Source organism: Sphaerisporangium aureirubrum (assembly GCF_042658925.1).
GTDB lineage: Bacteria > Actinomycetota > Actinomycetes > Streptosporangiales > Streptosporangiaceae > Sphaerisporangium > Sphaerisporangium aureirubrum.
Genome location: NZ_JBHSRF010000034.1, coordinates 1 through 13,659, shown reverse-complemented (window position 1 = coordinate 13,659; position 13,659 = coordinate 1). Strand labels below are relative to the sequence as shown.

The 13,659-nt window shown below is 70.5% G+C and carries 16 protein-coding genes; 5 read left to right on the top strand and 11 right to left on the bottom strand.

The window, feature by feature from the left end; translation table 11 throughout:
* Positions 1–103: 103 nt before the first annotated feature.
* The 7 genes from ACFP1K_RS21985 to ACFP1K_RS21955 form a co-directional block, all read right to left on the bottom strand.
* Positions 104–409, bottom strand: a complete 306-nt coding sequence (locus ACFP1K_RS21985; protein ID WP_380756280.1) for an antibiotic biosynthesis monooxygenase family protein — start codon at positions 407–409, stop codon at positions 104–106.
* 37 nt (positions 410–446) lie between these two features.
* Entirely contained in the window at positions 447–761 is a 315-nt protein-coding gene (locus ACFP1K_RS21980; protein WP_380756278.1) for an antibiotic biosynthesis monooxygenase family protein, read from the bottom strand.
* Between the two features lie 128 nt (positions 762–889).
* Positions 890–1,684, bottom strand: a complete 795-nt coding sequence (locus ACFP1K_RS21975) for an ABC transporter permease (RefSeq protein ID WP_380756276.1) — start codon at positions 1,682–1,684, stop codon at positions 890–892.
* Positions 1,681–2,487: an ABC transporter permease gene (locus ACFP1K_RS21970; protein WP_380756274.1), complete on the bottom strand. Its 807-nt coding sequence runs from the start codon at positions 2,485–2,487 to the stop codon at positions 1,681–1,683. The genes ACFP1K_RS21975 and ACFP1K_RS21970 overlap by 4 nt, the downstream gene beginning before the upstream one ends.
* Entirely contained in the window at positions 2,484–3,464 is a 981-nt protein-coding gene (locus tag ACFP1K_RS21965; RefSeq protein WP_380756272.1) for an ATP-binding cassette domain-containing protein, read from the bottom strand. The genes ACFP1K_RS21970 and ACFP1K_RS21965 overlap by 4 nt, the downstream gene beginning before the upstream one ends.
* The gene (locus ACFP1K_RS21960; RefSeq protein WP_380756270.1) at positions 3,461–4,822 is read right to left on the bottom strand and encodes a cytochrome P450; all 1,362 of its coding nucleotides are present in this window, start codon (positions 4,820–4,822) and stop codon (positions 3,461–3,463) included. The genes ACFP1K_RS21965 and ACFP1K_RS21960 overlap by 4 nt, the downstream gene beginning before the upstream one ends.
* 211 nt (positions 4,823–5,033) lie before the next feature.
* Positions 5,034–5,507, bottom strand: coding sequence for an ester cyclase (locus ACFP1K_RS21955; protein ID WP_380756268.1), 474 nt, complete (start codon positions 5,505–5,507; stop codon positions 5,034–5,036).
* A 195-nt stretch (positions 5,508–5,702) separates the two neighbouring features.
* Between ACFP1K_RS21955 and ACFP1K_RS21950 the strand changes: the two genes are divergently transcribed.
* The 4 genes from ACFP1K_RS21950 (at position 5,703) to ACFP1K_RS21935 (ending at position 9,348) form a co-directional block, all read left to right on the top strand.
* The gene (locus tag ACFP1K_RS21950) at positions 5,703–6,734 is read left to right on the top strand and encodes a methyltransferase (RefSeq protein WP_380756266.1); all 1,032 of its coding nucleotides are present in this window, start codon (positions 5,703–5,705) and stop codon (positions 6,732–6,734) included.
* Complete coding sequence (locus tag ACFP1K_RS21945; protein ID WP_380756264.1) at positions 6,734–8,002, top strand: cytochrome P450; 1,269 nt, start codon at positions 6,734–6,736, stop codon at positions 8,000–8,002. The genes ACFP1K_RS21950 and ACFP1K_RS21945 overlap by 1 nt, the downstream gene beginning before the upstream one ends.
* Positions 8,003–8,028: 26 nt before the next feature.
* Positions 8,029–8,871 carry an SDR family oxidoreductase gene (locus ACFP1K_RS21940; RefSeq protein WP_380756262.1) on the top strand — a complete coding sequence of 281 codons (843 nt, stop codon included), beginning with the start codon at positions 8,029–8,031 and terminating at the stop codon, positions 8,869–8,871.
* A 99-nt stretch (positions 8,872–8,970) separates the two neighbouring features.
* Entirely contained in the window at positions 8,971–9,348 is a 378-nt protein-coding gene (locus ACFP1K_RS21935) for a VOC family protein (RefSeq protein WP_380756260.1), read from the top strand.
* Between the two features lie 79 nt (positions 9,349–9,427).
* Here ACFP1K_RS21935 and ACFP1K_RS21930 read toward each other — a convergent pair whose 3' ends face one another.
* Together ACFP1K_RS21930 and ACFP1K_RS21925 are read right to left on the bottom strand one after the other, a co-directional pair.
* Entirely contained in the window at positions 9,428–9,802 is a 375-nt protein-coding gene (locus ACFP1K_RS21930) for a type II toxin-antitoxin system PemK/MazF family toxin (RefSeq protein WP_380756258.1), read from the bottom strand.
* Positions 9,802–10,371, bottom strand: a complete 570-nt coding sequence (locus ACFP1K_RS21925; RefSeq protein ID WP_380756256.1) for a hypothetical protein — start codon at positions 10,369–10,371, stop codon at positions 9,802–9,804. The genes ACFP1K_RS21930 and ACFP1K_RS21925 overlap by 1 nt, the downstream gene beginning before the upstream one ends.
* Positions 10,372–10,776: 405 nt before the next feature.
* On the opposite strand from ACFP1K_RS21925, the gene ACFP1K_RS21920 reads away from it, so the two are divergent.
* Positions 10,777–11,538, top strand: coding sequence for a GNAT family N-acetyltransferase (locus ACFP1K_RS21920; protein WP_380756254.1), 762 nt, complete (start codon positions 10,777–10,779; stop codon positions 11,536–11,538).
* 28 nt (positions 11,539–11,566) lie between these two features.
* On the opposite strand, the gene ACFP1K_RS21915 is transcribed toward ACFP1K_RS21920, so the two are convergent.
* Together ACFP1K_RS21915 and ACFP1K_RS21910 are read right to left on the bottom strand one after the other, a co-directional pair.
* Positions 11,567–12,778 carry an FAD-dependent oxidoreductase gene (locus tag ACFP1K_RS21915; RefSeq protein ID WP_380756252.1) on the bottom strand — a complete coding sequence of 404 codons (1,212 nt, stop codon included), beginning with the start codon at positions 12,776–12,778 and terminating at the stop codon, positions 11,567–11,569.
* A gap of 54 nt (positions 12,779–12,832) precedes the next feature.
* On the bottom strand, positions 12,833–13,659 hold an 827-nt coding region (locus ACFP1K_RS21910; RefSeq protein WP_380756250.1), incomplete at its 5' end, for an AAA family ATPase.

The following is a 13,659-nucleotide window of genomic DNA, read 5'->3' as shown; positions in this document are numbered from 1 at the left end:
CGCGCCCGCCCGCTCGCGCCTTGCGACATCGCGCCGTCATGCTGTACACCCCAAGCTGGGGCCGCCGCCGTCTACGGCTCGGCGGCGGCCCTGCCCGGGAAGGTCACGCGACTCTGGCGACGCCGACCTTCGCGACATTAGGGTCCACAGGGCTACAGGAGACGTCCGCGATCATGAGAAGGTCGGTCACCTGCTTCTGGAACTCCCTGATGGACATCAGACGGCGGTGGGACGCGGTGTCCCTCCATTGGATGATGGTGATGTACTCGTCCGGCCGGAGATCGGATCGCTGAAACTCGAAGCCTCCGAAACCCGGCTGGGCCTGCAGGAACTTCTCATGCTCCTTGATCTGGCGTTCGAACTCGGACCGGTCGCCCCGGAGCGTGAACGTATTGATGAAAGCGATCATTTGATCTCACGTCCGTTCGCCGTGGGGTCGTACGGGGTCAGGCGCTGCGGGCCTCGGCCGCCTGCGTGACATCCGCGGAGGCCTCGACCACTTCGCTGCAGCTCACGTCCGCCACACCGAGCAGGTTGGTGACCTGCACCTGGAATGCCTTGGTCTGGCGGAGCGCCGCGTGCGACTCCTCGCTGACCCACTGGACGATGTTGACGTACTCGCCCGGGCGGGTGTCCGAGGGGTTCAGCTCGAACCCGCCGAACCCGGCCTGGGTCCGGAGGTACTCCGCGTGCGACGCCATCAGGCTTTCGAACACCTGGGGGTCACCCTTGAGAACGAATGTGTTGATGTACGCGAGCACTTTTCTCCCTGTCCTCCTGTTGTGGGGATGTGACCTGTCGTGACGGGGGACATCACACGTCGAAAGCTACGTTCGCCGCGAAACGTGGCCTTCTCATGGATTGCTGTCATCTGGAGCTCCCCTTGGGATCAGCCGGGCGTGGCGAGGTCACGGCGACGGTAGAGCCGCACGGCCAGAGGTGCGGCCACTGCGGTCACCGCCAGCGCCCAGCAGAGGATGTGGGTCACCGGGCCGGCGACCGGATGGCCTCCGGAGGACAACCCGATCGCGGCGTCGGCGGCGGACGACAACGGATTGGCGCCCACCAGAGGTTGCAGGAAGCCAGGGAACGCGTCCTTCGGCGCGAATCCGGAGGAGAAGAAGAGCAGGAGTGTCGAGGGGGCGGTCAGCAGCATGCCGATCGCCTCCACCTTCCGCACGGTCAGCGCGATGACCAGCGCGATCCACATGAAGATCGAGCCGAAGGCCAGCACGACCCCGAAGAACGCGAGCGCCGCGAGCGGCCCCCGTTCGAAGCGGAAGCCCGCCAGGTGCGCCGCCGCCGCGGAGGCCACGGCCGTCAGCAGCACCCGGGTCAGGTCGCTCAGCACCCGGCCCACCAGGGGCGAGGCCCTGCTGATCGGCATGGTCCTGAACCGGTCGTACAGGCCGGTGTTCAGGTCCAGGTAGAACCCCACGCCGGTCAGCACCGACCCGGACGCGGCGCCGAACATCACGATGGCCGGGGCCAGCCGCGCGACGTACGACCCGCCGCCGGCGCCCGCCACGACGCCGCCGAACACGATCAGCATGGTGAACAGCAGGATCAGCGGCATCACGACCGTGTGCACCATCTGCTGGGGGCTGCGCAGGAACCGCCGCACGCCCCTGCCCGCCAGCAGCAGGCTCTCCGCCGCGACGCCGGCGCCGCCCGCGGCGCTCACGTCGCCCTCCGGTAGGCCCGCGTCGCGGCTCGCGAGAAGATCAGCAGCAGGACCACCAGCCAGACGCCGGCCCGGAGCAACGCGCCCGCGAGGCCCGTGCCGTCCGCGACGGCCCGCAGCGCGTCCACGATCGCCGAAACCGGCGACAGCTCGACCACCGGGCGCAGCCAGAAGGGGAAGCTCGCGGCCGGGGCGAACGCCGTGGAGAGCATCAGCAGCGGCATGGCCGGCATGTGCAGGGTGGCGCCGATCGCCTCCGGCTGCGTCGCGGCCAGCCCGGCCGCGCCGGTGCCGAGGCTCAGGACCAGCAGGAACGCCAGCGCCAGCAGGACGAACGCCGCCGCGCCGAGCGGGCCGGTGGCGAAGCGGAAGCCGGTGAGGTGGGCGGCGGCGATCACCGCGCAGATGCTGATCAGCGCGCGGACGCCGTCGGAGGCCAGCCGCGCGGTGACCACCGCGCCGCCGTGCACCGGCATCGAGCGCAGCCGGGCCAGCATGCCGCCGCGCCGGTCCCGCGACAGCAGCACGGCCGCCGACACGGCGGTGAACGTCGCCCACATGACGACGATGGCGGGCGGGAGGTACTGCCCGAAGTCGATGCCCTGCGCCTGGAACATCTTGCGGAACACCGCGAGGAACCCGAAGTAGAACAGCAGCGGCGACACGACCATGCCGACGATCGTGGGGACGCTCAGCGCGACGCGGAGGTTGCGCCCGGCCAGCAGGGCGGACTGCCTGACCAGGCTCGCCGCCCCGCCCTCGGCGAGTACGGCGGCCGGGGTCAGGCCCGCGCCCGCGCTCACCGCGCGGCCCTCGCCACCTCGCCGGACGTGCCGGACCTTCCGGGCTCAGCGGCGCCGCGGCCGGTGAGGGCGAAGAACACGTCGTCCAGCGTCGGGCGGCGCAGCGCCACGTTGTCCGCCTCGATCCCGGTGTCGGCGAGCCGCCGGACGATCTCGGTCAGCGTGCGGGCGTCCCCGCCGGGCACCACGATGGCGCCGTCGCTCTCGGTCGCGTCGGTCCACTGGCCGCGCAGCTCGCCGAGCGCCCGCTCACGCGCGGCGTCGTCGTCCAGGCGCACCTCGCACATCGTGGTTCCGACCTTGTCCTTCAGCTCGTCGGGCGTGCCGGTGGCGATGACCCGGCCCTTGTCGATCACCACGATGGCGTCGGCCAGGCGGTCGGCCTCCTCCAGGTACTGCGTGGTGAGCAGCACCGTCACCCCCTCGGCCCGCAGGTCCCGCACCACCCGCCACATCGCGTGGCGGCTGCGCGGGTCCAGGCCGGTGGTCGGCTCGTCCAGCACCAGCACCGGACGCGGCACCACCAGCGCCGCCGCCAGGTCCAGGCGCCGCCGCATGCCGCCGGAGTACTCCTTGACCGCCTTGTCGCCGGCCTCCAGCAGGTCGAACCTGCTCAGCAGCTCGGTGGCCCGCTCCCCGGCCTCCCGCCGGGACAGGCGCAGCAGCCGCCCGAACAGCACGAGGTTCTGCCGGCCGGTGAGCACCTGGTCGACCGCGGCGAACTGCCCCGTCAGCGAGATGGACGCGCGCACCGCCGCGGGGTCACCCAGCACGTCGTGCCCGGCGACCGTCACGCGACCGGCGTCCGGCCGCAGCAGGGTGGACAGGCAGTTGATCACCGTCGTCTTGCCCGCGCCGTTCGGCCCGAGCAGCCCGAGCACGGTGCCGCCCGGCACGCTGAACGACACGTCCGCGACCGCGGCCTTCTTCCCGAAGGACTTGCGCAGCCCCTCGACCTCGATCATCGCGTCGTTCACGCCAGCCACCCCACGTCGGCCGGGTCCACCGGCAGGGCGGGCTCGCGCCGCTGGTAGGCCACCAGGCAGGGGGAGGCGGGGCGGGAGATGCCCATCTTCTTGGACGGCGGCGGATCCTGCTCGACCAGGCTGAGCGAGTGGGATCGCAGGAGCATGCTGAGCACCACCTTCATCTCCGACTCGGCGAAGCGGGCACCGAGGCAGCGGTGCTGGCCGCCGCCCAGGTTGATCAGCGTGGCGGCGGCCCGGCCCGAGGGGTCGCGGTCGGGGGAGAAACGGTCGGGGTCGTAGTCGCCGGGGGAGTCGTACACCTCGGGCGACCGGTGGGTGATCGGCGGGCACAGCACGGTGAACCACCCGGCCGGGACCGAGTAGCCGCCCACCTTGTACGCCTTCTCGGTGTAGCGCCACAACATGGTGGTGATGGGCCGCAGCCGCTCGGCCTCGCGCAGGTTCCACTGCAGGCGGCGCATCGCGTGCAGCGAGCCCGGCGTCGGCTCGGCGGGCGCCTCGTCCACCTCGGCCACCACCTGTTTGAGCTGCTCGGGGTGCTGGAGCAGCAGCACCAGCGCCCAGGCCAGCTGCGCGGCCGTGGTCTCGTACGCGGCGAAGACCAGCGACAGGATGAGGCCGACGACCTCCTCGTCCGTCACCGGCGAGCCGTCGGCGTACCGGCCGCTCACCAGGTGGGCCAGGAAGCCGTACGCGTCGGGGTCGGGGTCGATCCGCGCCTCGGCGGCCTTGGGCAGCAGCAGGGTGAACAACCGGTCCCTGGCCCGGTCCCTGCGGATCAGGCGGGGCAGCGGCAGCTTCGGCGGCAGCAGGATCTCCATGCCCTCGGCCAGGTCGAGGTACTGCCGCCAGAAGTACTCGCCGGACCGGTGCAGGAAGTCCTCGCCGAGGAACGACCGGACCGCGATCGACATGGACAGGCGCTCCAGGCCGCGGGTCGCGTCGAACACCCCGGCCTCGCCCAGCGTGTTCAGCCACTCGCCGGTCTCATGGACCATGGACACCAGGTAGTTCGGCAGGTTCTTGGCGCGCAGCGCGGGCAGCATCATGTCCCGCTGGTCCACGTACGACTCGTACGGCGCGGCCTGCAGGACCTCGCCGAACATCGGGATCACCCAGCGGTACACCGGGCGCAGCGACAGCGTGGACTCCGGCAGGTTGACGACGCCCTGGGCGTCCGCGGGGCTAGTGATCACGACCATCCGCTTCGGGCCGAGCTTCAGCGAGAAGACCGGGCCGAGTTCGGCGTGGGCACGCCACAGCGTCCCCATGGCGTCGCGGATGAAGGACGGACCGTTGCCGAGCAGGGGAAGGCCCGCCGGGGCGGGTGGTCGCGGTGCGGGCATCAACGTTTCGCCATCCGATGCGTGCGAGCCGGGTGGGCTGTGAGGGCCTTGGGGATCGGGGCCGGTGGATCGGGGGCCGGTGGGCCGGGGTGTGGCACGGGGAGCCGGGCCGGTGCGTGCTGCGCGAACCGGCCCGGCCGGGGCGGGACGGGCCCTTGGTGCGGTGGTACGGGTGATGGTGCGTTCCGTGCGGGTGGTGCCGGTCGTGCGGTCACCCGGCCTCGGGGATCGGGAGCGATCCCGGCATCTCCAGGCCGAGCTTGCCCGGGATGGCCGCCATGTCGTACTGGCCCCAGTGGTCGTGGATGAGACCGTCCTGGAAACGCCAGGCACCCATGCCGTTGATGGAGAAACGCTGGCCCGTCGGCGGTACGCCGAAGAACTCGCCGGTGTGCTCGAAGTACAATTCGACGACCTCGAAAAGGTGGTTCTCGTCGGCGAGCCAGATCTTCGGCTCGGCCTTCAGGAACGTGAACCACTGGGCGGAGTCCTGGAACATCCGGATCACGCCGTCCGGGTCGCTGGGCACCACGGAGGCGCCCGCGATGGGGAAGTGCACCCGGACCTCGGGGTGCAGGAACTTCTTGGCCTCTTCCCAGTTCTCCGCCATGATCTGGGCCTGGAAGGCCTCCACGAATGCCTTGTTGCGCTCCGCCACGGTCTGCGCATCTGCGGTAGTGGTCATCTCGGCAGCTCCTTCGGATCGTTCGATTGCGAACGTATCCGCGGGTGGTACGCGTTTCCTTCTCACGGATTGCCCACAGGCCCTCGCGCGTAGGCAATCCATGAGAAGAAGGTGCCTCTCCGGCCCCCATACGCTGCGGAAAAGCGCTGTCCGGGCCTCCACGCTCTTTTCTCGACCTCGAATGGGGTGGCATGCGTGACCACCAGTACTGACCGGCAATCGATTACCAACCAGATCATGCAATTCCTCACCGGCAAGGAGATCAGTGGCGCCGTCGTGGCGGCCGCCGAGCTCCGCCTGGCGGACGCCGTGGGTGACGAGCCGGTGGGGATCGACGACCTGGCGACCAAGGTCGGAGCGGACCCCGACGCCCTGTTCCGCCTCATGCGCGCCCTGACCACCCTCGGCGTGTTCCGCACCGCCGGCGACGAGTGCACGTTCGCGCACACCGACCTTTCGGCCGGGCTGCGCTCCGGCGCCCCCGAGCGGCTGCTCGACATGGTGCTGCTGGAAGGCGCCGAGTGGGGCTGGAAGCTGTCCAGCAGGCTCGCCGAGCCGGTGCGCAGCGGCAGGCCGCTGTTCCCGCAGCTGTACGGCAAGGACCTGTTCTCCTACTTCATGGAGGACGAGCCCGAGGCCGGCGCGGTGTTCGACCGCGCCATGACCGCCATCAGCGAGGCGGCCGTCGGGCCGATCGTGGACGCCCTGGACGTGACCGGCGTCTCCAAGGTGGTCGACGTGGGCGGCGGGCAGGGCAGCATCATCCGCGCCGTGCTCCAGCGCAACCCCGGCCTGCGCGGCGCCGTGTTCGACATCGAACCCGCGCTCTACGACGCCCACGCCGAGCTGCGCGAGGGCGGCGAGCTGGCCGACCGCGCCGAGCTGGTCGCCGGCGACTGCCGCGAGAGCATCCCGGTGGCGGCCGACCTGTACCTCTTCAAGCACGTGCTCCACATGTGGGACGACGTCGCCGCGGCGGCGATCCTGCGCAACGCCGTCGCGGCGGCCAACCCCGGCGCGCGGGTCATCGCCATCGAGCAGCTCGTCACCGAGGGACCCGAGGGCCAGTACGTCGCCCTGCTCGACCTGCACATGCTGGCCGTGGGCGGTGGCAAGGCCCGCAGCGCCGGGGACTTCGCGCGGCTCTTCGAGCTGGCCGGTCTGAGGTTCGGCAAGGTCACCGCCACCGCCGGCGGAGACAGCCTCGTCGAGGGAGTGATTTCCTGATGACCGCGGCGGACCTGCACTTCAGCCCCTTCGACCCCGAGCAGACCAAGGACCCGTACCCCATCTGGGACCGGCTGCGCGGCGAGTGCCCGGTGTACAAGAGCTCCATGGGGTCCGACGAGTGGATGGTCGACGACGCCGAGGACGCCGGCGCCGTGTACGTCGTCACCAAGCACGAGGACGTCGCGTACATCCTGGAGCACCCGGACAAGTTCAGCTCCGGCGAGGACAAGAACGGCCCCGGCATCCCGCCCGAGGTGCTGGAGGAGCTGGCCAAGGGCCTGCCGCTCAGCACCACGCTGTACAACACCGACCCGCCCGAGCACACCCGCATGCGCACGCTCGTCGGCCAGGGCCTCTCCCAGCAGCGCGTCGCCGAGAACGCGCCGCTGACCCGGGCGGCGGCCGAAGAGCTCGCCGCCGGGCTCACCGGGGGCTCGGCGGAGCTGCTGGAGCAGTACGTGCGCCCGCTGGCCAACCGCGCCCTGCTGGACTTCCTCGGCGTGCCCCGTGACGAGCAGGACCAGGTCCTGCAGTGGAACGGGCTGTGGGAGATGCTGTTCATCCCCGGCCTGCCCGTCGAGGACCAGCGCCAGGCCGCCGCGCAGATCGTGGAGTACCAGCGCTGGTACGAGCGGGCCGTCGAGGATCGCCGCGCCAGCCCGCGCCAGGACATGCTGACCCGGCTCGCGCTCGCCGAGGCCGACGCCGGCGACAAGCTCAGCATGGCCGAGATCGCCTGGTGCACCATGGAGCTCATCTCCGCGGGCGCCGCCAACACCGTGGACGGGCTGGCCAACGTGCTGCTCGTGCTGCTCAGCGAGCCCAAGCGCTGGGAGGCCGTGCTGGCCGACCGCGACCTGCTCGCCGGGGCCGTCGAGGAGGGGCTGCGGCTGGAGGGCCCCACCCAGTGGCTGCCGCGCACCGCCGCCGGCGACATCGAGCTGAGCGGCACCCGCATCCCCAAGGGCGCCATGGTCGCGGTGACCTACCAGGCCGCCAACCGCGACCCCGAGGCGTTCCCGTCGCCCGAGTCGTACGACCCGCAGCGGCCCGGCCTCGCCCGTCACGTGGCGTTCGGGCGCGGCGCGCACTACTGCGTGGGCGCCGGCTGGTCGCGCATGGCGATCCGCACCGGCATCGAGGTGCTGCTCGACACCATCCCGGACGCGCGGCTGCCCGAGGACTTCGAGCCCGAGTTCTACCTCCCCATCCCGGTGCTGCGCTGCGTGACCAGCCTGCCCGTCAGCTGGCCCACCACCGGCTGAGACACCGTCGAACGGAGATCCGATCCATGATTCTGGTAACCGGGGCCACCGGGGCCGTGGGCAACCACGTCGTCTCCCACCTCGTCGAGGCCGGCGCCAAGGTCCGCGCGCTGACCCGCAACCCGGACAAGGCGAAGTTCGACCCCTCGGTCGACGTGTACGTCGCCGACGTCGACAAGCCTGACACGCTGCCCGGAGCGCTGGAGGGCGTCGAGCGCGTCTTCATGCTCGCGCCGAGCCACCACGCCCCCGCGCACGACGCCGCCATCGTGGCCGCCGCCAAGGGCACCGGGGTGCGCCACCTGGTCAAGATCTCGGGCCTCGGCACCATCGACGACGCCCCCGACGCGATCACCCGCTGGCACCTTGCGGGCGAGCGCTCGGTGAAGGAGTCGGGCATCCCCTGGACGATCCTTCAGCCCGGGGAGTTCATGTCCAACACGTTCTACTGGATCTGGGGCATCAGGGGCGAGGGCGTCGTGCGCGAGCCGCACGGCGACACCCGGCAGGCGATGATCGACCCGCGCGACATCGGCGCCGTCGCCGCCGTGGTGCTCACCACCGACGGCCACGAGGGCAGGTCGTACCCCATCACCGGGCCCGAGGCGCTCACTCCGAAGGAGCGCGTGGCCAAGATCTCCGCCGCTCTGGGCCGCCCCATCGAGTTCCAGCAGCTCACCGCCCAGCAGGCCCGCGACAACTGGGTCATGCTCGGCGCCCCCGAGGAGCTCATCGACGCCGTCCAGTCGGTCCTGGCCGACGACAGCGGCCGCTGGGCCAAGGTCTACAACTCGGTCGAGGAGCTCACCGGCAAGCCCTCCCGCTCCTTCGACCAATGGCTCGCCGACCACCTCCCCGCCTTCCGGTGACACCCGGCGCGCCCGCTACCCGATGAGGCAGACGGGCGCGCCTCGTCACTGATAGAACCACGGGGCATACCGTCCGTATCCACCGCCCAGGAGGCCCAGATGATCACCCACGTAGGAACCGTAGACGTCTTCGTCCGCGACCAGGACGTCGCCGTCGACTTCTACGTCGGCAAACTCGGTTTCGAACTACGCCGTGACGACTCCATGGGCCCCATGCGCTGGATAGAGGTCGCGCCACCCGGCGCCAAGACCACCATCGTCCTCGCCACCGCCGACTTCCCGGTGGGCAGCGAGGAAAAGATCGGCATCTTCACCGACATCCAGCTCATCACCGACGACATCAAGTCCGACCACGAACTCCTGACCTCCCGAGGCGTCCACTTCACCACCGAGCCGGAAGACCAGTCCTGGGCCTGGCACTCGGCCTTCGTAGACCCCGACGGCAACGAGTTCTTCTTGATCCAGCCCAAAGACTGACCGCTTCCCCCCAAGCGGTCCCCCGAAGGCCCACCACACCGCGGTGGGCCTTCGGCATGCCGTCTCCGGCCCGCCACGCTCAGTCGATCAACCCCATGTACTGAGCGAGCCGAGCTTGGACCTGCGTCAGAAGGTCCTCATCCAAGGTCCCGCTCCTGTCCTCGAGGACCGCCTTGGCGAGGGGTTGAACCGCGGGTACGCGAATCCAGCACTTCTTCTGGGCGCCGCCTTGTCCCTGGGCGAGCTGGACGTCGAAGCGGGTGCGCCGGGACGTCGAGCCCGAGACAGGGCAGGCGAGTACGAACGGCCAGTCGGGGTCGCCGTTGGACCGGTGACCGGTCACCACGACCACGGGACGGCGTTCATCGTGAACGACTCGTTCTTCCTCGGGGAGCAGACGTAGCGCCTTGTCCCTCACGAGGTAGACACCGCCGGTGACGTAGGGGCCCGGCACTAGTCCTCCAGGAGGTTCCGGGTCGCCTCGGTGCGGTGCTCGGCGAACTGCCGGCTCTCCTCCACGAGGTCGTCGACGCCGCCCGGCTCGTCGTCGGGCAGTGGATTGCGGCGGGCCCACTCCCGCAGGCGGGCCAGGCCCGGGCCGAGATCGGGCAGGGGCGGTCCCCCCGCGAGGTCGAGCCGCACCTCGCGCTCGCCCTGCTTGACGGCCTCCTGCATGGGAGACGTCTGGTAGGCGAGGTCGCGGAGCTGGCCAGCCGACCATCGCCCGTAGTCGGCGAGCACATCGTCGACGACCTCGGCGAACCCGGCGTCGATTTCGACGTGCGGGGCGTCCACCAGGTGGATGACGAACTCGCGGTGACCCGCGAACGGATCGGCGTTCTCCTCGACCAGGACGACCCCCGCTTCACGCAGGTCCCGCTCGACCTCACCGAGCCGGAGACTGTGCGGCCCGTGGCCGCGCCACCGCCACTCGACACCCGACCCGGGAGCGATCCCCTGCTCGACCGCGCGAAGATCGGCGAGATAGAGAAGCTTCGTGAGTTTTGTGCGATTGACCCGCATGCCGTTCGCCCGCGCGGCCGCCAGAAGATAGACGACGGTTGCGGCTGGTCCACGAAGAGGCACGGACGCCGACACGAGGTCCAGTGTAGGGACCGGATGCGCCACGGCCAGCACCTCCCCCGATGGTCGCCGTTGAGTGCGGGGCTGTACCCCAACGCTGCTCACCGCTGTTCCCCGAAAAGATCAAGAGTTGGATAGGGCACCACCAATGATGGCACCCGCCGGCTCGCGGACCTGGGGCTCAGGGAAATCGCCTGGTGTCACAGCTCCGGCTGCTTTCCGGAGGAGCCGACGCCGCGAGCCGGTCGAGCCACCCTCTTCGCCCGATTAGGAACGCCCTTTACGTTGAGTCGGACATGTCCTATATGTTGGTGGCGGCTTGGCGGAGACACGGGGAGACAGCCGATGGACACCATCGCTGACCGCATGGCGGCGGCGTACTTCGAGGCCTTCGAGTTCCTCTGCGGAGTGACTCCGAAGGGCTGGTACGCCGAGCGGGGTACCGCGCGTGCGGCGATGACGCGTGCCGGTCTCGCGATACTGAACGCGGTTTACGACACGGCACGGGAGCCGGATCTCGGGGCGCTCGACGAGGTGGCGGCCGAGGCCGGCCGGCAGGGGGTGCCGTGGTCGATCATGGTTCGCGGTGAGGTGAGCGACGAGGTCGCCGGTCTGGCGGCACGGCACGGGCTGGTCGAACGCGGCGATCTGCCGTTTCTGGTCTGTGCCGCGGACGACCTGGTGTTCCGGGCCGGGGCGGGGGAGCGGAAGGCGGTGCGCCGGGTCGGCGCGGACGAGAGCGATCTCTACACCGAGGCTCTCACCCGGGGGTTCGAAGTCCATGAGGACATGCTCGACTCGTTGATGGGCGGGGGCGTGCTCGACGCCGGTCCCATCACCGGGTATCTGGCCGAGGAGTCCGGACGGGCCGCCGGTACCGGGCTCGGGATACGAGTCCCCGGCGCGGTCGGTGTGTTCAACATCGCCGTCCTCCCGGCCGCACGGGGCCGCGGCCTGGGCCGGGCGGTCACCGAGGCGGTGCTGCGGGACGGCGTCGCGGCCGGAGCGGGCGCGGCCTTCCTGCACGCCTCCGCGATGGGCCTGCCGCTCTACGAGTCGATGGGCTTCCGCGTCGTCGAGACCTGGACCGTGTTCAGAGCGCGGTGACGGACGAGACACAGGGGTGCGGAAGCGATCAGGTCTCGTAGCCGTAGAGCCAGGTGTCGGGGCCTTCGCCGCCGTATTTGAAGGCCAGTTTCATCATGGTGTCGCGGATCGCTATGGCGGTGGGGTTCTCCCACTGGCCGGCCATGCCTATGCGGCGGGACATCTTGCTCAGGCGGGTGGTGCGGGGGACTCGGGCCGTCTCGTAGGCGCGGAGGGCGTCGGGGGCGGTGGCCACGGCCATCTGGGTGGTGGGGGCGGGGAGGGAGTGGGCGGTCACGGCGGGGGTGGGGGCGAGGTCGGGGAGGAGGGTGCAGAAGACGGCGGCGTCTTCTATGGCGGCGTTGGCGCCCTGGCCCAGGAAGGGGGCCATGGGGTGGGCCGCGTCCCCCAGTAGCGCCATCCGGGGGGTGGTCCACGTGGGGAGGGTGTTCATGTCGTGGATGTCGGTGACCACCAGCTGGCCGGTGGGGGTTTCGGCGACCAGGTCGGGGATGGGTGCGTGCCAGTCCTTGACCATGCGGGAGAGGCGTTCCCTGGCGTACTCGGGGTGGAGCTGGGGCCATTCGTGTTCGGCGGCGTTCAGGGTGGCGGCCCAGTAGAGGTCGCCGTTCCTCAGGGGGTTGGCGAAGATCTGGAGGCCGGGGCCCTGGGAGAAGAAGCCGCCGGGGTAGGTGTGCTCGGGGGCGGGGGTGATGCCGCGGACGGAGCTGATGCCGAGGTAGCGGGGGGTGCGTTTGGTGCCGAGGTGGTGGCGGGCCATGGACCAGACGCCGTCGGCGCCCACCAGAAGGTCGCCGCGGGCGGTGGAGCCGTCGGCGAACCGGGCGGTCACCTCGTCACCGGTCTCCTTGGCCTGGACGAACCGGCTGCCGAGGGTGAGCGCGCCGGGGGGCAGGCAGTCCAGCAGGATGCGGTGCAGCAGGCGGCGGCGCATGGCGACCAGGGGGGCCTTCCATTTGGCCACCAGGTCGGTCGGCTCGATGCGCACCTTGACCTTGCCGGTGTGCGAGACGTAGTTGAACCGATGCGGGCCGGGTACCGCCTCGGCGCGCACCTTCTGGCCGGCCTCGGGGGAGAGGCGGTCCAGGGCCCTGATGCCGTTGGGGGACAGCACCAGGCCGGAGCCGGCGTGCTCGGCCGGGTCGCTCTGGTCGAACACCCGGACCCGGTACCCGCGGCGGGCCAGGCCGAGCGCGGTGCAGAGGCCGCCGATGCCGCCCCCGATGACGAGCACGTTCATGCATCAGCTCCGCATGTCTTGCAGTTCCACCCGAGGAGGGGCATGGCGGTCCATCTAGGTTCGCGTCGGTTCGAGTTCGGCCGCCGCGCCGGGCTCGGCGGCGGGCGGGGCGGGGGGTTCGGGGATGAGAGGCCGTTCGGCGCCGGTGAAGGTGAGGACGTCGCCCTCGGCGGCGATCTTGACGATGTGGCCGGGACGCAGGTCGCCGTACAGGATCTTCTCCGACAGCGTGTCCTCCAGCTCGCGCTGGATGGTGCGGCGCAGCGGCCGGGCCCCGAGCACCGGGTCGTAGCCGCGCTCGGCGAGCAGGGCCTTGGCCTCGGCGGTGACCTCCAGGTCCATGTCGCGGTCGCGCAGGCGGACGGCGAGGCCGGCGAGCATCAGGTCGACGATCTGGATGATCTCTTTCTGCGTCAGCTGGTGGAAGACCACGATGTCGTCGATCCGGTTGAGGAACTCGGGCCGGAAGTGCTGCTTCAGCTCCTCCTGGACCTGCGACTTCATCCGGTTGTGCATCGAGTCGCTGTCGTCCATGGTGGAGAACCCCAGGCTGACGCTCTTGGAGATGACGCGGCTGCCGAGGTTGGTCGTCATGATGATGACGGTGTTCTTGAAGTCGACGACCCGGCCCTGCGCGTCGGTCAGCCGGCCGTCCTCCAGCACCTGCAGCAGCGAGTTGAAGATGTCGCCGTGCGCCTTCTCGATCTCGTCGAACAGGACGACGGAGAACGGCTTGCGGCGGACCTTCTCGGTGAGCTGGCCGCCCTCCTCGTACCCGACGTAACCGGGCGGGGAGCCGAACAGCCGCGAGACGGTGTGCTTCTCCATGAACTCGGACATGTCCAGCATGATCAGCGCGTCCTCGTCCCCGAACAGGAACT